Annotated in this window: 23 protein-coding genes and 2 pseudogenes; 8 read left to right on the top strand and 17 right to left on the bottom strand. The window is 61.2% G+C overall.

The window, feature by feature from the left end:
• Positions 1–2: 2 nt before the first annotated feature.
• The 13 genes and pseudogenes from AB4Z25_RS26710 to AB4Z25_RS26650 form a co-directional block, all read right to left on the bottom strand.
• On the bottom strand, positions 3–1082 hold the full coding sequence (locus AB4Z25_RS26710) for a MotA/TolQ/ExbB proton channel family protein (protein ID WP_112385483.1): 1080 nt from the start codon (positions 1080–1082) through the stop codon (positions 3–5).
• Positions 1083–1195: 113 nt separating this feature from the next.
• Positions 1196–1996, bottom strand: a complete 801-nt coding sequence (locus AB4Z25_RS26705; RefSeq protein WP_112385484.1) for an inositol monophosphatase family protein — start codon at positions 1994–1996, stop codon at positions 1196–1198.
• Between the two features lie 185 nt (positions 1997–2181).
• Positions 2182–3279, bottom strand: a complete 1098-nt coding sequence (locus tag AB4Z25_RS26700) for a protein-glutamate methylesterase/protein-glutamine glutaminase (protein WP_112518045.1) — start codon at positions 3277–3279, stop codon at positions 2182–2184.
• 12 nt (positions 3280–3291) lie between these two features.
• A complete protein-coding gene (locus AB4Z25_RS26695) occupies positions 3292–4146 on the bottom strand; it encodes a CheR family methyltransferase (protein WP_112518046.1) in 855 nt (284 codons plus the stop codon).
• A 27-nt stretch (positions 4147–4173) separates the two neighbouring features.
• A complete protein-coding gene (locus AB4Z25_RS26690) occupies positions 4174–4650 on the bottom strand; it encodes a chemotaxis protein CheW (RefSeq protein ID WP_112385487.1) in 477 nt (158 codons plus the stop codon).
• Between the two features lie 2 nt (positions 4651–4652).
• Positions 4653–5801: pseudogene (locus tag AB4Z25_RS26685) on the bottom strand (methyl-accepting chemotaxis protein); the annotation flags it as partial.
• 180 nt (positions 5802–5981) lie between these two features.
• Positions 5982–6485, bottom strand: a pseudogene (locus tag AB4Z25_RS26680) (MCP four helix bundle domain-containing protein); the annotation flags it as partial.
• An 82-nt stretch (positions 6486–6567) separates the two neighbouring features.
• Entirely contained in the window at positions 6568–6696 is a 129-nt protein-coding gene (locus tag AB4Z25_RS26675; RefSeq protein WP_310297247.1) for a hypothetical protein, read from the bottom strand.
• Between the two features lie 53 nt (positions 6697–6749).
• Positions 6750–8456, bottom strand: a complete 1707-nt coding sequence (locus AB4Z25_RS26670) for a methyl-accepting chemotaxis protein (protein ID WP_112518049.1) — start codon at positions 8454–8456, stop codon at positions 6750–6752.
• 32 nt (positions 8457–8488) lie between these two features.
• Complete coding sequence (locus AB4Z25_RS26665; RefSeq protein ID WP_112385490.1) at positions 8489–8992, bottom strand: chemotaxis protein CheW; 504 nt, start codon at positions 8990–8992, stop codon at positions 8489–8491.
• Positions 8989–11043, bottom strand: coding sequence for a chemotaxis protein CheA (locus AB4Z25_RS26660; RefSeq protein ID WP_112538684.1), 2055 nt, complete (start codon positions 11041–11043; stop codon positions 8989–8991). The genes AB4Z25_RS26665 and AB4Z25_RS26660 overlap by 4 nt, the downstream gene beginning before the upstream one ends.
• Positions 11040–11408 (bottom strand): response regulator, encoded by a 369-nt coding sequence (locus AB4Z25_RS26655; protein ID WP_112385492.1) that lies wholly within the window; start codon positions 11406–11408, stop codon positions 11040–11042. Before AB4Z25_RS26655 ends, AB4Z25_RS26660 begins: the two co-directional genes overlap by 4 nt.
• Positions 11405–11734 (bottom strand): STAS domain-containing protein, encoded by a 330-nt coding sequence (locus AB4Z25_RS26650; protein ID WP_442210093.1) that lies wholly within the window; start codon positions 11732–11734, stop codon positions 11405–11407. The genes AB4Z25_RS26655 and AB4Z25_RS26650 overlap by 4 nt, the downstream gene beginning before the upstream one ends.
• Before the next feature lie 342 nt (positions 11735–12076).
• Here AB4Z25_RS26650 and AB4Z25_RS26645 point away from each other — a divergent pair, with 342 nt between their 5' ends.
• Positions 12077–13813, top strand: a complete 1737-nt coding sequence (locus tag AB4Z25_RS26645; RefSeq protein ID WP_442210091.1) for a chemotaxis protein — start codon at positions 12077–12079, stop codon at positions 13811–13813.
• A 3-nt stretch (positions 13814–13816) separates the two neighbouring features.
• Here the strand turns inward: AB4Z25_RS26645 and AB4Z25_RS26640 are convergent, their stop codons facing one another.
• Positions 13817–14896 carry a tetratricopeptide repeat protein gene (locus AB4Z25_RS26640; RefSeq protein ID WP_112538682.1) on the bottom strand — a complete coding sequence of 360 codons (1080 nt, stop codon included), beginning with the start codon at positions 14894–14896 and terminating at the stop codon, positions 13817–13819.
• A 10-nt stretch (positions 14897–14906) separates the two neighbouring features.
• On the bottom strand, positions 14907–15563 hold the full coding sequence (locus AB4Z25_RS26635; protein ID WP_112538681.1) for a thiamine phosphate synthase: 657 nt from the start codon (positions 15561–15563) through the stop codon (positions 14907–14909).
• Positions 15564–15670: 107 nt separating this feature from the next.
• On the opposite strand from AB4Z25_RS26635, the gene AB4Z25_RS26630 reads away from it, so the two are divergent.
• Positions 15671–16435, top strand: a complete 765-nt coding sequence (locus AB4Z25_RS26630; RefSeq protein WP_112538680.1) for a sulfite exporter TauE/SafE family protein — start codon at positions 15671–15673, stop codon at positions 16433–16435.
• On the opposite strand, the gene AB4Z25_RS26625 is transcribed toward AB4Z25_RS26630, so the two are convergent.
• Positions 16432–16824, bottom strand: a complete 393-nt coding sequence (locus AB4Z25_RS26625; protein ID WP_112538679.1) for a GFA family protein — start codon at positions 16822–16824, stop codon at positions 16432–16434. The two genes, AB4Z25_RS26630 and AB4Z25_RS26625, sit on opposite strands and share 4 nt — an antisense overlap.
• A 122-nt stretch (positions 16825–16946) precedes the next feature.
• On the opposite strand from AB4Z25_RS26625, the gene AB4Z25_RS26620 reads away from it, so the two are divergent.
• Positions 16947–17207, top strand: a complete 261-nt coding sequence (locus AB4Z25_RS26620; protein WP_112385499.1) for a metalloregulator ArsR/SmtB family transcription factor — start codon at positions 16947–16949, stop codon at positions 17205–17207.
• A gap of 158 nt (positions 17208–17365) precedes the next feature.
• On the opposite strand, the gene AB4Z25_RS26615 is transcribed toward AB4Z25_RS26620, so the two are convergent.
• A complete protein-coding gene (locus AB4Z25_RS26615) occupies positions 17366–17539 on the bottom strand; it encodes a YdcH family protein (protein WP_112385500.1) in 174 nt (57 codons plus the stop codon).
• Between the two features lie 228 nt (positions 17540–17767).
• Here AB4Z25_RS26615 and AB4Z25_RS26610 point away from each other — a divergent pair, with 228 nt between their 5' ends.
• The 5 genes from AB4Z25_RS26610 (at position 17768) to AB4Z25_RS26590 (ending at position 20552) form a co-directional block, all read left to right on the top strand.
• A complete protein-coding gene (locus tag AB4Z25_RS26610; protein WP_112385501.1) occupies positions 17768–17971 on the top strand; it encodes a YdcH family protein in 204 nt (67 codons plus the stop codon).
• A 19-nt stretch (positions 17972–17990) separates the two neighbouring features.
• On the top strand, positions 17991–18485 hold the full coding sequence (purE, locus tag AB4Z25_RS26605) for a 5-(carboxyamino)imidazole ribonucleotide mutase (RefSeq protein WP_112538678.1): 495 nt from the start codon (positions 17991–17993) through the stop codon (positions 18483–18485).
• Positions 18482–19546 (top strand): 5-(carboxyamino)imidazole ribonucleotide synthase, encoded by a 1065-nt coding sequence (locus AB4Z25_RS26600; protein WP_112538677.1) that lies wholly within the window; start codon positions 18482–18484, stop codon positions 19544–19546. Before purE ends, AB4Z25_RS26600 begins: the two co-directional genes overlap by 4 nt.
• 154 nt (positions 19547–19700) lie before the next feature.
• Positions 19701–19826 (top strand): type B 50S ribosomal protein L36, encoded by a 126-nt coding sequence (gene ykgO, locus AB4Z25_RS26595; protein ID WP_003566454.1) that lies wholly within the window; start codon positions 19701–19703, stop codon positions 19824–19826.
• Between the two features lie 111 nt (positions 19827–19937).
• Positions 19938–20552, top strand: a complete 615-nt coding sequence (locus AB4Z25_RS26590) for a hypothetical protein (RefSeq protein WP_442210084.1) — start codon at positions 19938–19940, stop codon at positions 20550–20552.
• Positions 20553–20580: the final 28 nt, after the last annotated feature.

Here is a 20580-nt window from a genome sequence, read left to right as displayed (position 1 = left end):
GCTTACTTGCCCTCGCTCTTCTCTGTCTGACTGCTGCGATAGCCACGCTCCTGCGCGCCGATCCGCTCGGCTAGCCGGTCGAGCGTGCGGCGCATCGCCTTGGCCTCGTCCTGCTGCGCCTCGATCCAGTCGCGCAGCATCTGCTGCTCGTTGCGCATGTTCTTGACCAGCCCCTGGATCCCCTCCGCGAGGCTCGCCATGGCGGCAACGGAGCGCTGATTGCCGGCACCGCCGTCTTCTGAAACCTTCTTCAGATATTCTGAGAGCGAACGCACATCTTCCGAAGAGCCGCCTGCGGCATCAATCATCGGAACCGGCATGTCCGAGCCAACGTCGGTGACCGACGACAGCCAGTTTTCCAGCTCCATGTAGAAGCGGTTCTGCGCACGGCCGGCCTGCAGATCAAGGAAGCCGAGGATCAGCGAGCCGGAAAGACCGAGCAGCGAAGACGAGAAGGCCTGGCCCATGCCTGAAAGCGGCGTCGAAAGACCTTCCTTCAGTGTCGCCAGCACATCGCCGGAACCATTGGTGCCTGCGTCGAGAGATTGAATAACATTGCTGATCGAACCGATGGTGCCGATAAGGCCCCAGAAGGTGCCGAGCAGACCGAGGAAGACCAGCAGGCCGATGAGATAGCGGGACGTATCGCGGGATTCATCGAGACGGGTCGCAATCGAATCCAGGATCGAACGCAGCGCCGTCGTCGACAGTGTCGCCGTCGATTTGCGGCTGCCGATCAGCGCCCGCATCGGCGCGAGCAGCTTCGGATTGCGGTTCACCTTGTCGGCGCTGCCGGCGGCGCGGAACGAGTTGAACCAGCGCACCTCGGGCCTGAGCGCCAGCACATGGCTGAACACCAGAATGATGCCGACAGCGAGCACGCCGAGGATCAGGCCGTTGAGGCCCGGATTATGCATGAAGGCGGTTTGCGTCTGCCTGAAAAGGATCGCAGCAATGAAGCCGACGATCACCAGAAAGAGGACCATCGTCCACAGGAAGGACATCGGGCTGGAGAGTTTGTGCGTATAGGTACCGCTCGGTTTTTCGGTCGAGCCGAACTCCGCCGCATTCACGTTTTCCATGGTCTCGCAGCCTCCGCATTGCTTGCACTGCGAGACTAGAGCAACATTGTGCCGAATTGAAGTATGCCGCGACAGAAAACCGTGTGTTTACAACAGCCGGTTTTGATGAGGAATTACTTCGAAGGGATAGGGCGCTTGATGGTTTCGGTGAGTGCCTTGTGAATGTACTCGTTGCCCGCTACCACCGCGCCGCCTTCGACGACGTCAGCGCCGCCGTTCCAGTCGGTTGCGTAACCACCGGCTTCGCGGATCAGCAGGATACCGGCAGCGATATCCCACGGGGAAAGCCGGTCTTCCCAGAATCCGTCGAAGCGGCCGGCGGCCACGTAGGCGAGATCCAGAGACGCTGCACCCATGCGGCGGATACCGGCAACTTCGCCCATCACATGGCGCAGCTCGACGAGGAACTTGCCGTGATTGCCGCGGCCGAGATGCGGAACGCCACAGGCGATGACGGCATCGGACAGCACGCGGCGGGCGCCGACGCGCAGGCGGCGATCGTTGAGGAACGCGCCACCGCCGCGCTCGGCGGTGTAGAGTTCGTCGGTCGCCGGGTTGAAGACGACGCCGGCGACGATCTCGCCGTTGCGCTCCAGCGCGATCGAGACCGCAAACATCGGAATGCCGTGCAGGAAGTTGGTGGTGCCGTCGAGCGGATCGACGATCCAGCGATGCGCGCCGTCCGTGCCCTTGATCTCTTCGCTTTCCTCGCCGAGGAAGCCATAGGTAGGACGCGCCTTCAGCAGCTCCTCCTTGACGATCTTCTCGGCCTTGCGGTCGGCATTGGACACGAAATCGCCCGGACCCTTGACGGAAACTTGCAGGTTCTGAACTTCTCCGAAATCACGCCCCAGCGACTTGCCTGCCTTGATGGCAGCCTGAACCATGACATTGAGAAGAGCAGAACGGGCCATGTTGGCAATTTCCTTGGAACTGGTACGGGGTCGCTGTCAGGGCGGGATGTGTCCCTGATCGCCGGAAAAGGCAGCGCTTTATAAGATTGGCGGCCTCAAGACCACAAAATCAGGGAAATTTCAAGGGGAGACGATGCCCACCCTCGTCGCCAGACGAAAACCGGCGGCCAAGGCCGCCGGTTTCTCTAAAACTTCTGCTGTGTCAGCAGCACTTCGCGGGCGATCTGGTCGAGCGGCAGCACGCGGCTGACGCCGCCCTTGGCGATCGCTTCCTTCGGCATGCCGAAAACCACGCAGCTCGCCTCGTCCTGCGCCACTGTATAGGCGCCGGCCTGATGCATCTCGAGCATGCCGCGCGCACCGTCGTCGCCCATGCCCGTCATGATGATGCCCATGGCGTTCGAGCCGGCAGACCGCGCCGCCGAGCGGAACAGGACATCGACAGACGGGCGGTGGCGGGAAACCAGCGGCCCGGTCTTCACCGACACATGATAGCGCGCGCCCTGGCGCTCGAGCAGCATATGCCGGTCGCCGGGCGCGATCAGCACATGGCCGCGCAGCACCGCATCGCCATCCGCCGCTTCCTTGACCTCGACCTCGCAGAGACCGTTGAGGCGTTTTGCGAAGGCGGCGGTGAATTTCTCCGGCATGTGCTGGACGATCACCATGCCGGGCGCGTTGGCAGGTAGCGCCTCCAGAAATTCGCGCAGCGCCTCGGTTCCGCCTGTCGATGCGCCAACGCAGACGACCATCTCGGTGGTCTTCGCCATGGCGCGGCCGGTCGGCGGCGGCAGCATCGCATCGGCCGTGAGCTTCTTTGCAGGGCCATCAGCGGATGCCGAACGCACCACGCCGACACCACGCCGCACCGACGGCAGACGGGCATGGGCAGCGCCCTTCACCACTTCGCGGATGCGGATCGCATCGTCAGCCAGGCTGTCGGCAGCGCCGATCTTCGATTTCAGAATGATATCGACGGCGCCGGCTTCCAGCGCCTGGATCAACGTCTCCGAGCCGGTCTCCGTCAGCGACGAGCACATCACAACGGGGATCGGGTGCTGCGACATCAGCTTGCGCAGGAAGGTTATGCCATCCATGCGCGGCATTTCCACATCCAGCGTGATGACATCAGGGACGTCTTCCTGCATCTTGCGGGCGGCCATGAATGGGTCGGTCGCCACGCCCATGACTTCGATATCGGGGTCTTCTTCGAGAATGCGGACCAGCGTCTGGCGAACACTGGCGGAATCGTCGATGACGAGGACGCGAATCTTCTTTCCCATCTCAATCCTGCTTTACGTCTTCTGGAACACCGTGTTCGAAACCTGCTTCAGCGGCAGGTCGAATCCGGTAATCGATTCCGAATGGCCGATGAACATGTAGCCGCCGTCGGCTAGGCAGTCGCAGAGCCTGCTCAGCACACCCTGCTGCGTCGGCTTGTCGAAATAGATCAGCACATTGCGGCAGAAGATGATCTGCATCGGCTCGCCGACCGGATATTTGTCGTCCATCAGGTTCATGCGCGCAAAGCCGACCTTGCTGCGCAGCGACGGTGCGATGCGCACATCACGGCGGCCCGGCTGCTTGGCAGTCATCACATATTTGCGCTGCAGATCGTGAGGTACTGGCTGCACCAGATCCTGCGGATAGATGCCGCGGCGCGCCGTCTGCAGCACATCGGTGCTGAGGTCGGTGGCCAGCACGCTGTAGGACAGCCCGGCCCGCTCCTCGACGAATTCGGACAGCACCATCGCCATCGTATACGGTTCGGCGCCGGTCGAGCAGGCCGAACTCCAGGTGCGGATCTTGCGCGCACCACCTGCAACAAGCGCCGGAAGCGCCGTCAGCTGCATATATTCGAAATGCTTGGCCTCGCGGAAGAAGTCGGTCTTGTTGGTCGTCACCACGTCGATCAGGTAAACCGTTTCCTGCTCGAGGCCGCCGTGATCGAAGAGGAAGTCGCAGTAATCGTCGAAACTGGAGTGATGGGTGGCCCGAAGGCGGCGGCGCAGGCGGCCCTCGAGCATCGTCAGTTTCGTCGGAGGCATCTTGATGCCACTATAATCGTAGATGAACCGGGCAAGCTTATCGAAATTACGCTTGCTGATCCGGTCGCCCGGCAATTGGGCTTCCACTGCTGCCACACTCATGTACGCAATACTCCAAAGGCGGCAGCGCTAGGCCGCCGATTGCAATGCCGAGGCATCCTCGCGCGACAGCAGCCGCGCGAGATCGACGATCACCACGAAACCATCGTCGCGGCGGACCACACCGGCGATGTAATCCGAACGCCAGCGGACGCCGATATCGGGCGCCGCCTCGATCTGATCCCGCCGGAAAGGCGTGACCTCGAAGACCCGGTCGGCAACCAGGCCCAGCGTCAGCATCCGGCTCTCCATCGGGATGTCGAGAACGAGAACCCGCGTATGCGAGGTCGGCTGCGTCTTCGACATGCCGAGCTTCAGCCGGAGATCGATGGTCGGCACGCCCTGGCCGCGCACGTCGCGAAGGCCGAGCAGGTAGTCCGGACCGTTCGGGATCTTGAACGCTTCCGCGTAGTCTAGAATTTCCCTGACCACTTCCACCGGGACGGCGAAGATTTCATCGCCGAGGCTGAAAGTCACGAATTGAGCTTCCTGGGACGCTGTCGCCATGATTATGCGCTTTCCTTGAATTCGGCATCGCCCTCGTCGGGACCGCCCATTGACATATCAAGGGCAAAGCCCTTTGCGCGTGCCTGCTGGCTGGCAATGCTGTTGGCAGCCGGAGCCTTGGACGGCTTGCGAACCGCCGGAGCCGGGATACGGCTGACCGACATGCGAGCCGCCGGCACCTTCTGCTGACGTCCGGTCGCCATATCGACGCGGAAGAAGGCGATCGAGGCCTGCAGTTCTTCAGCCTGCGTCGCAAGCTCTTCGGAGGTTGCAGACATCTGCTCGGATGCACCGGCATTCTGCTGGGTCACCTTGTCGAGCTGCTGGATCGCTTCGTTGATCTGAGAGGCGCCGACATCCTGCTCGCGGCAGGCAGCACTGATTTCGGAAACCAGTTCTGCGGTCTTGCGGATATCCGGAACCAGACGTCCCAGCATGTCGCCGGCCTCGGCGGCAGCCTTGACCGTGTCACCGGACATGGCGCTGATTTCAGCGGCAGCCGACTGGCTGCGTTCGGCAAGCTTGCGGACTTCGGAGGCAACGACCGCAAAGCCCTTGCCGTGTTCGCCTGCACGGGCCGCTTCGACAGCGGCGTTCAGGGCGAGAAGGTCGGTCTGGCGGGCGATTTCCTGAACGATGCCGATCTTCTGGGCGATCGTGCGCATCGCTTCGACAGCGCGGGTCACCGCTTCGCCGCTGATTTCGGCATCCTTTGCCGACTGGCGGGCGATCTTCTCGGTCTGCGCGGCATTGTCAGCGTTCTGCTTGATGTTGGCCGCCATTTCCTCCATGGCCGCGGAGGCTTCTTCAGCCGAGGCAGCCTGTTCGGTAGCACCCTGCGAGACCTGCTCCGAGCTGGAGGACAGTTCCTGGCTTCCGGCCGAGACATTCTCGGCGGCCGCGATCGCATCGGCGACAACACCACGCAGACGCTCGACCATCCGCTCCAGCGCAATGCCGAGCGTATCTTTGTCCGACAACGCCTTCGGCATGACGGTCAGGTCGCCATTGGCGATCTGGTCGGCGATACCAGCCGTGTTGCGGAGATTGGCGGTCATGGTGTTCAGCGCGTCCACCAGGTCCTTGACCTCGTCATTGGAATTGACGGTGGCCGTGGCGGCAACATCGCCGAGTGCAACCGCGCTTGCCAGCTCGGTAGCGGCGGCGAGGTTGCGCTTGATGGCGTTGGTGACGAAGATGACGACGCCGATCGCAGCCAGCGTGATCAGCAGACCGCTGATGACGGTGAGCTGGATCAGCGAATGGAACAGCGCGATGCCCTGCTCTCTGAGTTCCTTCGCAGCTTCCAGCTGGTACTCGGTGAGCTTGCCGATCCCGTCGGTGGTCGGGTCGATTGCCGGGTAGAGGTCATTCTTCACGAAGCTGTCGAGCTTGGCGGCATCGTGGGACTTCAGGATATCCTGCAGTTCCTCGACCTTGGTGTCGGACTTGGCCATGTCGCTCTTCACCTTTTCGGCGATCAGGCTTTCCTGCGGCGTCAGCTCGGTCGAGAGATAGGCCGACCATTGGTTGGAGATCGTACGCTTTGCGCCTTCGATGCTGGTCGCGGCCTGCTGCCAGTCGAGCTTGTCAGCATGCAGCTTGTGAGTCGTATCGACGATGCTGACGGCATAGGCGTCAGAGACAAGCTTCAGCTGCTGCAATGGGACGACGCGATCGTCATAGATCGACTTCATCGATTCAGTCATTGCATTCATGCCGTAATAGGCGCCACCGCCGATGACGCTGGCAATGGCAATGCTGGACGAGATCTGGATCGCAAGAATCTTGGTGCCGATGGAACTGAAGAGTCCTTTTTTGCGGCTGGCAGTCATAGGGCATTCCTCACTAGAGATTGTCTGATTATTCCGCCGCGGCACCGCGGCGCTTGGATCGTGCCGCGGTAAGCGGCACGCATCACGAGACCATTCGCTTGTTCCAGATCATCGTCGCTTGAGCCGGCAGCCAATCAGGACGCACCCGGGCTTCGGCGACCGGCAGGCAGACATCGCCGGTCGAAACCGGCGCATCCATCACGCCGGGCATTTCCCTGCCGCGGGCCCATCAGGCCCGCGGCAATCTCATCGAAGCTTCAGCGCTCAGGCGCTTTCGCGGAAGTCGTCGTCATGCGCGTCAGGGCCGCCCATCGACATGTCGAGCGCAAAGCCCTTGGCGCGAGCCTGCTGGCTCGAAACCGACTGACCGTGAGCGAAGTGATCGTTGGTCGGCTTGCGGGCAGCAGCCGGGGCCTTGACGAACTTGGCGGTGGTCTTGACCGGAGCAGCCTTCTTGACACCAGCGCGGGTGGCGCCGGCCGTATCGACCTTGAAGAAGGCGATCGAGGCCTGCAGCTCTTCTGCCTGGGCAGCGAGTTCTTCAGACGTTGCCGACATTTCTTCCGATGCACCCGCGTTCTGCTGGGTCACCTTGTCGAGCTGCTGGATCGCTTCGTTGATCTGCGAGGCACCGATATCCTGTTCGCGGCAGGCGGCGCTGATCTCGGAGACCAGTTCGGCGGTCTTGCGGATATCCGGCACCAGGCGGCCGAGCATTTCGCCGGCGTCGGCAGCAGCCTTGACCGTGTCGCCCGACATCGAGCTGATTTCGGCGGCAGCCGACTGGCTGCGTTCGGCAAGCTTGCGGACTTCGGAAGCAACGACCGCAAAGCCCTTGCCGTGTTCGCCTGCACGAGCTGCTTCGACAGCGGCGTTCAGGGCGAGCAGGTCGGTCTGGCGGGCGATTTCCTGAACGATACCAATCTTCTGGGCGATCGTGCGCATCGCTTCGACAGCGCGGGTGACGGCTTCGCCCGATGCTTCGGCGTCCTTGGCAGACTGGCGGGCGATCTTTTCCGTCTGAGCAGCATTATCGGCGTTCTGCTTGATGTTGGCAGCCATCTGCTCCATCGAGGCAGAGGCTTCTTCGGCGGATGCAGCCTGCTCCGTTGCACCCTGCGAAACCTGCTCGGAAGAAGCCGACAGTTCCTGGCTACCCGACGAAACGTTGTCGGCAGCCGACAGCGCATCGGCGACGACGCCGCGCAGACGCTCGATCATCACGTTGACGTTGCCGAGCAGTTCGCCGATTTCGTCGCGGTTGGTGATTTCAGCCGTCTTGGTGAGGTCGCCTTCGGCAACTTCGCGAACGACAGTGTTGGCGCGGGTCAGACCCTTGCTGATGGTGTTGGCGATCCAGAAGGCAGTAACGGCAGCGAGCAGCAGAGCGACGCCGGCAATAGAGATCATAACCGTACGGGTCGATGAAAACTGCAGGTCGGCGCTATCGTCGGCATCCTTCATGCGCTGCTTTTCAAGTACCAGGATGTCATCGAGCGCCGCATCGATTTTGTTGGCGGCATCGCGCGCGGTGGAGACCGAAATGGTGTTGGCCGCATCCATGTTTCCGGCCTTCATCAGGTCACGGATCTGGTCGTCGGCCTGGTTGAACGCCTTGGAGAATTCGGCAATCTGTGCCCAGCGCGGCTTGCCTTCTTCGCTGGCGATCGCAACGACGCTGCTGAATGCGTCAGAGAAGTCCTTGCGGGCCTGATCGCCCTTCTGAATCGAAGAGGCGATATCGTCCGGCGTGCGGGAAGTCAGCAGGTTTTTCTGCTGACGGATCGCTTCCAGCTGCGCGATATTGATCTGCTGCGCGAGATCGAGGCGTGCCGCCGGACCGGCAAGCAGATTGCCGAGCGTGTCGTTCAGTGCGCCCAGGCTCATGACGCCGTAACCGGCGGTACCCACGAGCATTAATATGATGAAGGTGAACGCAGTCACCAGTTTTGCTTTAATTGTCAGTCGCATCGTCCAGCCCCCTAGCTGATATCAACGGCGTTTCAGTGTGAGTTGCCGGCGCTGTCGTGCCGGGAGGAAAAGATTGCCTGCAGGTTGGGGATGATGATGAATTCCCCTCCCCGTTTGACGAGGCAGTTGATGTAGTCGGCGCGCCAGCGCATGCCGACACTCGGCGGTGGTTCGCTCGCCGTCTTTGCGAGCGTGGTGACTTCATTCACCTTGTCGGTCCTGAGGCCGACGAGCGTCTGCTCGCCGTGCAGGTCGATTTCAATAACGATGATGCGGCTGTCGATCGTCGCTTCGGTCGCTTCCATGCCGAAGGCGAGGCGCAGATCGGCAAGCGGGATGACCTTGCCGCGAAAATTGATGACGCTGGCCACGAAAGACTGAGCGCCGGGAACGGCGGTCTCAGGCAGAAGGTCGAGAATTTCCTGGACCATCACGGCTTCGAGCGCGAAGGTTTCACCGTTCATGTCGAATGTCAGAACTTCGACTTCGTCGGCATAGGACCAGAACTGATCCACTCTCTCGGCTACCGCACTCATCCTGCCACCCTCATCTGAGATTCCTGTTGCTGACCGGCGGCCACCAGATGGCCGACGTCGAGAATGAGGGCGACGCTGCCGTCGCCGAGAATGGTTGCGCCCGAGAAGGTCGCAACGTCGTCATGCAGCTTCGACATCGACTTGATGACCGTCTGGTGGTCGCCGATGATCTGATCGACAACGAGGCCCACACGCTCAGTGCCGGTCGAGATGACCACCACCTTCTGGTGAACGTCAGGCTTGGTGCCGGTGCGGAACAGATCGCGAAGCCGCAGGAACGGCACCAGGCTGTCGCGCAGCGAGATGAAGCTCCGCCCGCGCGAACGCAGGTCTTCTTCGAGCGAAAGCTCAAGGCATTCCTCGACCGCCGACAGCGGAATGACGTAGCGGCCGGAGCCGACACGAACGAGCAGCCCGTCGATGATCGCCAGCGTCAGCGGAATGCGAAGCGACACATCCGAGCCTTCGCCCGGCTTGCTTTCGATATCGATCGCGCCGCGCAGCGCCTCGACCGTCTTCTTGACCACATCCATGCCGACGCCGCGGCCGGAAAGATTGGTGATCGCCGCGGCCGTCGAGAAGCCCGGCGCGAAGATCAGCTGCAGCAGTTCGGAATCCGACAGCGGCTGGCCAGGCGCAATCAGACCGGAGGACTCCGCCTTGGCACGGACCCGCTCGCGGTTGATGCCGCGGCCGTCGTCCTTGATGGAGATGATCACCTCGCCGCCGGACTGGCGGGCAGACAGTGTCACCGTGCCGGTTTCGCTCTTGCCGGCAGCAAGACGGTCGGCAGGCGTTTCCAGGCCATGGTCGATGGAGTTACGGACCAGATGCACCAGCGGATCGGCAAGACGCTCGATGACGGTCTTGTCGACCTCGGTGCTCTCGCCTTCGGTCACCAGCTCGATCACCTTACCGGTTTCGCGGGCCAGATCGTGGACGAGGCGGCGGAAGCGCGAAAACAGCGTTGCCACCGGCACCATGCGCAGCACCATCATCGTGTCGCGCAATTCGCCCGACAGCCGCTCGATTTCTTCCGAGACGGAGCGAAGGGCGATATCGGCACTGGAGCTGGCAAGCTGGCTGAGACGCGACTGGGCAATGACAAGCTCGCCGACGCGGTCCATCAGTTCGTCGAGACGTTCGGCCGGAACGCGGACATTTTCCTGCGCCTTGGCCTGGCGGCTGTCGGCAGCAACAGCCGGCGCCTCGCGCTTGGCCGGCACCGCTTCGACCGGCTTGAAGGCCGGATCAGCAGCCGGGATCGCGGCTGCGGGAATGGCTGCAGGTGCAGGTTCGACGGCCTTCACGGGCTCGGCAGCAGGTGCCGGGGCGTCAACGATATCGACGACTTCGAGCTCCATGTCATCCATTACGAAGATGAAGACATCATCGATCGCCGAACGATCCTGCTCACTCTTCAGCACCACTTCCCAGGAAACGTAGAGCTCGTTCGGGACCACCTCGTTCAACGGCGGGATAGCGGCGGTATTGGCGCGGACGGTGCACTCGCCGAGTTCGCGCAGCTCGTCTAGGAGGCCGAGCGGATTGGTGCCGTTGGCCATCGCATTCGACGGCAGGCTGAAACGGATGCGCCAATGGTTGAGCTTCTTCTGCTGCGCCGGTGCGGCGGCGGCCGGAGCAGCGACGGCAGGTGCCGCCTCTTTCGCAGCAGCAGAGCCGCCAACGGCCGCCTGCAGCAGCGCAAGCAGCTTCTGTCCGGTATCACCGTGATCGGCGTCCGGCTGATCGACAAGAGCGCGCATGTGGTCCTGCGCTGCCAGAACCGCGGCCACCAGTTCAGCGGTCGCCGGCACTTCGCCCTTGCGGACCCGGTCGAAAGCCGTCTCGCAGTGATGCGTGAAGGCAGCAAGCGCCTCGAAGCCGAACATCGCGCCCGAGCCCTTGAGGGTATGGAGGCCGCGGAAAACGGCATCGACGAGGCCCTTGTCGTCGAGCTGATGGGTGAGATCGAGAAGACCCGCCTCGATTGCCTCCAGGCATTCGGCGGCTTCCATGCGGAAGACTGCGACCGGATCGAGCGTGCTCATCTGCCTAAGACCTTCTTGACGATCTTCACCAGGTTCTCAGGATCGAAGGGCTTGGTCAGCCAGCCGGTGGCACCGGCGGCCTTGGCGCGCGCCTTCAGATCGGCGTCGGACTCGGTCGTCAGGAAGATGATTGGAACGCCGGCCTGGCTCGGCAGCTTGCGCAGCTCCTCGATCATCGTCAGGCCATCCATAACCGGCATGTTCAGATCGGTGACGATCAGATCGAACTGGGCAGTCTGCGCGGTGGCAAGACCCTCCGCACCGTTGACCGCCTCGGTCACGGCGTAGCCTGCATTGGTCAGCGTGACCTTGGTCGTCAGCCGGATGCTGGCGGAATCGTCGACTGTCAGGATGTTGGCGCTCATGCTGTAACCTCTTTATGCAACCAGAACTTCGCGTCCTCGGCGGTGAAGGCTTCGACGAAGCCGGCCCGTTCGAGAACCTTGAGAAGACGTTCGCCAACAGGCGAGGAGAGTGTCAGGGATTTGCCCAGCGCCTTTGCTTGCCGCCGCGCCGATTCAACCAGCTGCACGAAGCTCAGGTCGGCTTCGGCACCAGCCGGAATCTCAAATACAATCCGCTCATTACTATCGAGCGCCGAAATAATATTCGCGCGCAGATCGGATACGTTTCTGATGCTCAGAACATCAGGAAATAATACAGAATCACGGAGTTGATTATCCATGTTCAAGTCAGCCCTCGCGGCATGAGAAATACTTGTATTCCTTTAAAGGACTCTCACGACAGGCTTAACGGGGAGTAAATTCTGGTTGTAACCGATCTGCAATTGGAGCGAGTCAGGACTCCCGAATTCTTACCTAAGATAAGTTGTAGTATGGCTTTTCAGCTATTTAAAAAACAAAATGAAAACAGTCTGTTATTTTAATATTAGAGCTAAAGCGGACAAGGGGCGCTGGAATCTTTACGCAGCATTAATCACAACGTACGCGAGTCGGAACTGTTTACCCCTCATTTCCATCCTGCCCGTAAAGATAGCACCAGATTTCCAAAAGTTATAAGTAAAGGGAACAGGGTGAAACACGGGGCGGTATCGGCACAGCCGACAATCTTGACGGCGGGCACGGATGTAAGCCGGACGCTGGAAACGGCGCGCAGCCAGGTCGAAGAGCGCTTCCTCGAAGGCGGTACGGTGCTGCTTTCGGTGATGGATGTTCTCAACCGTTTGCTGAATTCCCTCGATAACATCACCAAGGCGCTCGACAACAATGAGTCGAGCAATGCAGATGCTGATTTGCGCGCGACCGTCGAGAGCCTGACGGCCCTGCCGGTGACCGAACAGGCCCGCCAGAACGCACTGACGGTCCTTGCACAGACCGGCAGTGATCTGCACAAACACATTGCCGAAATGCAGGAGACCATGCGCTACCTGCGGACCTTTGCGGTGACCGTGAAGATCACCGGTGCCGGCCTTCCCGAATTCGCCGGCTTCGCCCAGGAAATCCTTGAACGCATCTATTCCGGTACCGAGGAAGTCAACCGCTTCGCGGGCCATCTCGACAGCCTGCAGAAGGAAGTCAAAGTGGCGCTGAGCTTTGGCGTCAATCTGTCGAAGAGTTATTCTGAAACCGTTCCTGCCGTGGCTTCGGCGCTCCGCCAGGATGCGCAGAAGATTGCCGGCCACCGCCAAAATCTTGGCGCTATCGCACGCGACGTCGGCGCCATCGCACGCGGCGTCCAGTCCAAGGTCGCCTCGACGCTGTCGGCACTGCAGATCGGCGACATCACCCGTCAGCGCATCGAGCATGTGCAGAGCAGCTTTGCCCTGCTCGACGAGTTTCTAGATGGCGACGGCAAATCGCTCGACGCCGACCAGCGCGAGCGTTTGCGCAACGTCATCAACCACCTGACCGCCGCACAGATGGCGGACATGTGCACGGACTTCCACCGCGACTCGCAGAATGTCGTGCAGACGATCAAGAGCTTCAGCCACGATACGCACGAGATCATGAAGCTCCGCGACCAGATGGGCGGCGGCGGCGAAAACAACTTCATGCGCGCTCTGGAATCGAGCGTCTCAGCAGCCCACGAGATCGTCAAGCAGGTCGATGCGGCCACCCGGCAGGCGGACCAGGTCAGCCAATCGACGCTGGGCACTGCCGCTAAGCTATTGGAATCGATCGGCAACATCCGTTCGGTCAAGACCGATATCAATTACATGGCGCTGAACACCAACCTGCGCTGCAGCCGTCTGGGCGAAGAGGGCAAGTCGATCAACGTCGTCACCGCCGAGCTGCGCATCTTTGCAAGCAAGCTCGACGATTCAGCCGACTCCATCGTCAACGGCCTTCCGGCACTGGAAGCGGCCGCCGGCAACATGGCGCCCGCAACCGGCAATTCCGGCGGCCTCGCCGAGAACCTGACGGCCGCCGTCGGCAGCATCCGCTCTGCCGCCAACATGATGGAAGAAGAACTGAAGGTGCTGGCCGAGCACGGCCGCGAGGTCGCAAGCAAGATCACCCTGATGATCGGCAAGCTCGATTTCGAACACGATCTCGGCGAAACGCTGGCCCGCTGCGCCACGGTTCTTGAAGATGCAGCCGGTCAGGAAATCGCCTCCATCGACGACATCGCCGAGGCTGTCGCGCCGCTCGATCGCAAGATCTTCAAGCTCTACACCATGGTGCAGGAACGGCACGTCCACCGCCACATCATCCCGCAAATGGAAGACGAAGCCGCGCCCACGCCGGTGGCAGCAGCGCCCGCAAGCGCGGGTGGTGACGAAGATCTCTTCGCCGATGCACTGTTCTAGGAACTACGGCAGCCGGCGGAACTTGTTCGCCCTGTCGATCCCCGCCTTCTGCTGATCGTCTTCGATCCCCAGAAAGAAGTCCTCAAGTTCCGGGTCGGGCAGTCCGGCCCGGCGCGATAGGACATACCACTTGGCAGCCTCGATCGGATCGGGCTTAGTGCCGAGCGCATAGATGTAGAGATGCGCCAGCTTGTTCTGCGCCACGACATTACCGCGGTTGGCGGCGAGCTGCATCCATTCGAAGCCGCGCACGAAATCGCGCGGACCGTTCTGGCCATTCACGAGCCAGACAGCCAGATCGACCTGGGCGGTATCGAAACCGGCACGTGCCGCACGCGCCATCCATTCACGCGTCCGCCGGCGCTTTTCTTCCGGCAAATCAGGCAAGGTCGAATAGAGTTCGGCAACGGCATATTGCGCGTCGGCGATCCCCTGCTCGGCTGACTTTTCATAGTAAGGCAGCGCCAGCTTCAGCCCCTCCTGTCCGGGATGATCGGATGTCAGGATCTGCGCCCAGTTGAATTGCGCCGAAGAATTGCCGGAATCAGCCGCCTTCTTCATGTAGTCGTCGGCTTTCGCCTTGTCGCGCTGCACGATCTCACCGGCCATCAGCATCAGCGCATATTTGAACATCGCTGCCGCATCGCCGCCCTCGGCCGCCTTGCTGTACCAGAAGGCCGAACTCTTCAGATCGCGGCGCACGCCAAGCCCGGCATATTGCATCTCAGCAACCAGCGTCTGTGCCGAGGGATCGCCAAGCTGCGCCCGCGGCAGCGCAAGCTGCATCGCCGTCAGATAATAGCCGCGCTGATAGGCGCCGTAGGCGTCATCAACAGGCCCGTGATAATTCTTCTCGGGCGGAAGATCGGGCAGCTTCGCGCCCATGCGATCCAGCACCCCGAGCCCGGACGAGGGCTGCGCACCCTCTGCCGGGCGGCCCTTCTTTAGCGGCTCGGCATCGCCGCCGACTGGCCGTGTCACCACATTGTCGATCGTCTGCGCGACAGCGGCATAAGGCAGCGCCACGGCGAGCGTGGCGGCAGCAAGGAAGAATCGGCGCATCTGAACGGCAAGGATCGGCATAAGCGCGACTTCAATCCTCAAACCGTGGCGCTTTTTCGTCAAGAAGTGCGTTGACCTGCGCAACGATCGCAGGCGCCTGAGCCGGATCGGCAAAGACCGCCAGACGGAGGGCGACGAATTCGGCGCCGGATTCGGCAACGACGAGCGCCGAGGCCGGATCCGTTCCGCCCATCACCATGCACGGGATCTCGATCATCGATGCCCACCATTCGCCGAGCGCGACGTTCTTCGGATGCGCCTCCGGCTTGATGTCGCCGTCGAGCTTGCCGAAGAAAATGTAGTCCGGGCGGGCCTCGCCGATCTCCAGCGCCGTATGTCTATCGGTCGCGTTGCCGCCGCCGACGATCAGCTTGTCGGCATATTTGTCGATCGCCTCGGCCAGTGCTGCAGCCGGCTCAGCCATATGCAGCCCGTCAGCCCTCGCCCGTCCGACGGTACGGCTGTCGCCCGATATCAGCGCTGCAGCGCCGGCATCCTGGATAACCGGCACAAGTTTCTCGGCATGTTTCTGAAAGGCGCCGTCATCGAGACCGTATTGCGGAACGATCACCGAGGCGACATCGCCGCCCTTCAGCGCGTCGCCGACGATCTTCGTCCTCTCATCGGCATCGGCGATGTCAGGGGCGATCAGAACTAGGCGGCAGCGGTTTTCCGGGTCGGTGGTCATGACGTCTTTCCATTTTCCGCGGATTCCGCCAGCAGGCGGCAACTCCGCACTCGTTTTGTGTGAGTAATTCCGATAGACGGGGCTGGCAAGGGGAGGACTTGAAAAGCATGCTGCCGGAACTGTCATTCTTTTACGCGGCGGTGCCCGCGGTAGTGCTCGTAGGGTTTGCGAAGGGCGGCATGGGAGATGCCCTTTCGCTGATCGGCGTCCCTTTTCTGGCACTCGTCGTGTCTCCGGTGGAGGCCGCCGCCATTCTGCTTCCGATCCTCGTTTTCATGGACATCATTTCGCTGATCATCTGGCGCCAGCATGGCGACTGGACGACGCTGAAAATCATGCTGCCTGGCGGCTTGCTGGGTATCGCGTTCGGCTGGGCAACATCGGCGCTTGTTCCTGCAGACGCACTGCGCATCCTTATCGGCCTCGTTATGGTGCTCTTTTGCCTGCGATACTTCTGGAACAATTTCGGCCCTGGCGCGGGCAAAGTCGTCCCGCCGCGCGGCCAGCGCCCGATCCTCGCCAGTGCCTGGGCCACGCTATCCGGATATGGCAGCTTCGTTGCTCATGCCGGCGGTGCGCCCTTCCAGATCTACGCCTTGCCGCTGAAATTGCCGCCGCGCGAATTCACCGGCACCAGCGTTCGTTTCTTCGCAATCCTCAACGCCGTGAAGCTGATCCCCTATTTCGCCCTTGGCCAGCTCGATACCAAGAACCTCGTCACATCGATGACGCTGCTGCCCTTCGCGCCCCTGGCAACAATCGCCGGCGCCTGGTGTGTGCGCCGCATGAAGCCGGAGATCTTCTATCCGTTCATGTATGCGATGGCGCTGATCGCTGCCTTCCTGATCATCCGTGAGGGTCTCGGCTATTAATCTTCCGAGCGGCTTGCATTGTCGCGGTCGCGCTCGTAGCTGCGAACCCAGGGGAATTTCGGCAGCCATGCCTCGCGGCGGATCGTCCAGAGCTCGTAAGTCGGCTTGAACTGGCCGGACACATCGAACGAGCCGAGGTTCAGTTCGATCTCATCGCCGCTGCGGCCGAAGGCCGGCGAGCCGCAGCGCGGGCAGAAGAACCGCCCGGCATAGCTCCCCGTCTCGCCTTGAACCTCGACCGCATCGGCAGGATAGATCGCCGAGGCATGAAACAAGGCGCCGTGATGCTTGCGGCAATCGAGACAGTGGCAGATGCCGACCCGGTATGGGGCACCCGTTGCGACAAAGCGGACACTGCCGCAAAGGCAGCCGCCGGTGATGCGGTCCATCGTGATCCTCCTCAAAATGAAGCTGAGCAGATATCTAGGGCAGCAGATGGCAAACCGCAGTCGCGCTTGCTGCACCGCACAATTCTCTTGCCGGAATGCGCCCTTTGCCGTAGCGTTCCGGCATGTCGAGCGCTGACCCTTTCGCCGCGATATCAGATCCGAACCGGCGGTTCCTGCTGGAAGAGCTGAGGCGCGCGCCGAAGACGGTCAACGAACTCGCAGAAGGCCTGCCGATCAGCCGTCCGGCGGTCTCGCAGCACCTCAAGGCGCTCTTGGACTCCAACCTCGTTTCCGTGACATCCGAAGGCACACGCCGCATCTACGCGGTCAACAACCGCGGCTTCGACAAGCTCAATCTCTGGCTGGATCAATTCTGGGCTTAGCGCCCGCCTTACATAAAAATGCGCCAGTCCAACTCCGCACTGAATGGACTGGCGCATGATGTCTTGGGATCGGCTCTGTCTTGCTAAACCTTTTGAAAGATTATGTTTATGTCCTTATGGACCGCGATTGACCGAGCAATGATCTCTCAATTATTCGATTAGTGAACGGAAGATTTCAGACGTTGGATCTCGTCTTTGATACGCAGTTTCCTGCGCTTGCACTCCGCAATGTCTGCGTCTCTTTTGGAGGGAGCTGTCATCAGCGAATGTAACTCTTCCTCCAGAGCTACATGCTTCTTCTGTAGTGACTCAAGATGAGCTTGAACAGTCATTAGACCCTTCCTTCCTCTTGCCTTCCCCAGCCATCCATCGCTGGAGTTCTAGGCGTCAACCTTTCGACTGTGACATATTTTTGAAGGCTTGTCGAAGGCGAAAACATGGTGTGTCGATGGCAAATTCATGATCAACACTAACTTCCCGTTACCGCTATTTGGTGATAGGAGCTTGCGGAAATCATCGGCAGACCGGACAACGTCCGAAGACGATAATGGGGAATGTAAATGGCCGATCAGGAACAGGCGGAAGTCAGGCTCATCGCGGCTCGCCTGCGTCAGGAACACGAAGATTATGATGCCGCGATCAATGCCATGATTGCCACCGGCTGCGATGCTCTGCGCGTTCAGCGCATGAAGAAGAAGAAGCTTGTGATCAAGGACAAGCTGTCGAAGCTCGAGGATCAGATCATCCCGGATATCATCGCCTAAAGAGGACGTGCCGTTGACGATGACAGACAGACCACCCGTTGCCATCATCATGGGTAGCCAATCCGACTGGGAAACCATGAAGAACGCTGCCGACACGCTCGAGGCGCTCGAGATCCCCTACGAGGCGCGCATCATCTCCGCCCACCGCACGCCCGACCGGATGGTCAGCTTCGCCAAGGGCGCTCGCGACGAAGGTTTCAAGATCATCATCGCCGGCGCTGGCGGTGCGGCCCATCTTCCGGGCATGACGGCCGCCTTCACCCCGCTTCCGGTCTTCGGTGTACCGGTGCAATCCAAGACGATGTCCGGCCAGGACAGCCTGCTTTCGATCGTGCAGATGCCGGGCGGCATCCCGGTCGGCACGTTGGCGATTGGCAAGGCCGGCGCGATCAACGCCGCCCTGCTGGCCGCTGCCGTTCTTGCCCTTTCCGACGAAGACATTGCCGATCGCCTCGATGAATGGCGCGCACGCCAGAGCGATGCGATCGCCGAATACCCTATGGACGATAGATGAGCGCAAAGACAATCGGCATCATCGGCGGCGGCCAGCTTGGCCGCATGCTGGCCATGGCCGCTGCCCGCCTGAATTTCCGGACGGTCATTCTGGAGCCGCAGGCCGATTCCCCGGCAGCCCAGGTTGCGAACCACCAGATCACCGCCGCATATGACGATCCGGCAGCCCTTGCCGAGCTCGCCAGCCTTTGCGACGTCGTCACCTATGAATTCGAGAATGTCCCCGTCGCCGCCGCCGAGACTCTGGCCGCAAGCGTGCCAGTCTATCCGCCGCCGAAGGCATTGGAAGCCGCCCAGGACCGCATGGTCGAAAAGCGCTTCATCAATGAGTGCGGCATTCCGACGGCCAAATTCCACGCGATCAACAGTCAGGCAGACCTCGAAGCAGCGCTGAAGGACTTCGGTGGCCAGGGGGTCCTGAAGACCCGGCGCCTCGGCTACGACGGCAAGGGCCAGAAAGTGTTCCGTTCGACAGCCGACAGCGCCGAAGGCGCCTTTGCAGCGCTCGGTGGTGTGCCGCTGATTCTGGAAAGCTTCGTCGCCTTTGAGCGCGAAGTATCGATCATCGCCGCCCGCGCCACCGATGGCACGGTCGTCGCCTTCGATCCGGCAGCGAATATCCACAGAAACGGCATTCTCCACACCTCGACGATCCCGGCCTCGATTTCCGATGCCACGGCAAAGGCTGCCCGCCAGGCCGCGGATGCAATCCTGACCTCTCTCGGCTATGTCGGCGTCATCGGTATCGAGTTCTTCGTGCTCGCCGACGGCAGCCTGATCGCCAACGAGATGGCGCCGCGCGTCCATAATTCCGGCCATTGGACGGAAGCCGCCTGCGTGGTTTCCCAGTTCGAGCAGCATATCCGGGCCGTCGGCGGGCTCCCGCTCGGCGATGCCGGCAGGCATTCGGATTGCGTGATGCAGAACCTCATCGGCGATGATATATTGACCGTTCCGGACTGGCTGAGGCGCAAGGACGCGCTCGTCCATCTTTACGGCAAGACCGAGTCCCGCCCTGGCCGCAAGATGGGCCATGTGACGGTGCTGACGGCGAAAACCTAGGATTTTGCCGGATAAAAGGCCTTCATGTGGTTGACACAGGAATGCCATCGGGTTATCTGCCTGCCCAACCTAAAGGCGCGCCACGAGCGCGCTTTTGAATGTTTGAAGATACGGGCGAATGTGAAATTCCCCCCAGAGATCGCGGATCAGAAAAATGAAGATCAAGAATTCGCTCAAGTCGCTCAAGGCTCGTCACCGTGACAACCGTCTGGTTCGCCGCAAGGGCCGCATCTACATCATCAACAAGCTGAACCCGCGCTTCAAGGCTCGTCAGGGCTGATTGTGCGTTCCGGAAGCGATTGACGGCGTAGCCGCTTGATCGCTCATTTCCGGTGGGTCGCTTTGGTGATCACGTCAAATTTTCTTTGATCTTGTGTGATGGCGGGCTACATTGTCCGCCATGCGCTTTTTTGCTTTGCTCTTGGCGGCCGCGCCGCTCGCCACCGGTTTCCTTGCTCCTGCCTTCCCCGCCGCCAGCGCCGAGAAGGACGTCATAGTCGAGCAGCCGGATACCAACGCCTCTCCGAAGCAGAGGCTCGACAATCTCTACGCCCAGCTGAAACGCGAACGTGACCCCGAAAAGGCCAACGGCATCGCGCAGGAAATTCGCACGGAATGGAACGATTCCGGCAGCGCCACCGTGAACCTTCTGATGCAGTGGGCCGACAAGGCGATCGAGGACAAGCGCAGCGCCGCCGCCCTCGACTTTCTCGACCAGGCGATTGCCCTGAAGCCGACCTATGCCGAGAGCTGGAACCGCCGCGCCACCCTCAACTACGCCTCGGGCAATTATCGCAAGTCGATGTCGGACATCGAGCATGTGCTGGATCTCGATCCCCGCCACTTCGGCGCTCTATCCGGCATGGCCGCGATCCTGAACGACACCGGTAACGACCAGCTGACGCTCAAGGCATGGGAACGCTTCCTGGATGTCTTCCCGGCAAACCGCACGGCGCAGGAGCAGGTGAACACGCTCTCCGAAAAACTGGCGGGCAGCCGCACCTGATCTTGACGGCGGCCGCAACAGCCCAATT

Origin of the sequence: Rhizobium sp. RAF36 (genome assembly GCF_052114105.1) — a bacterium.
In the GTDB taxonomy this organism is placed as follows: domain Bacteria; phylum Pseudomonadota; class Alphaproteobacteria; order Rhizobiales; family Rhizobiaceae; genus Rhizobium.
This window is presented reverse-complemented; position numbering and strand designations above follow the sequence as displayed.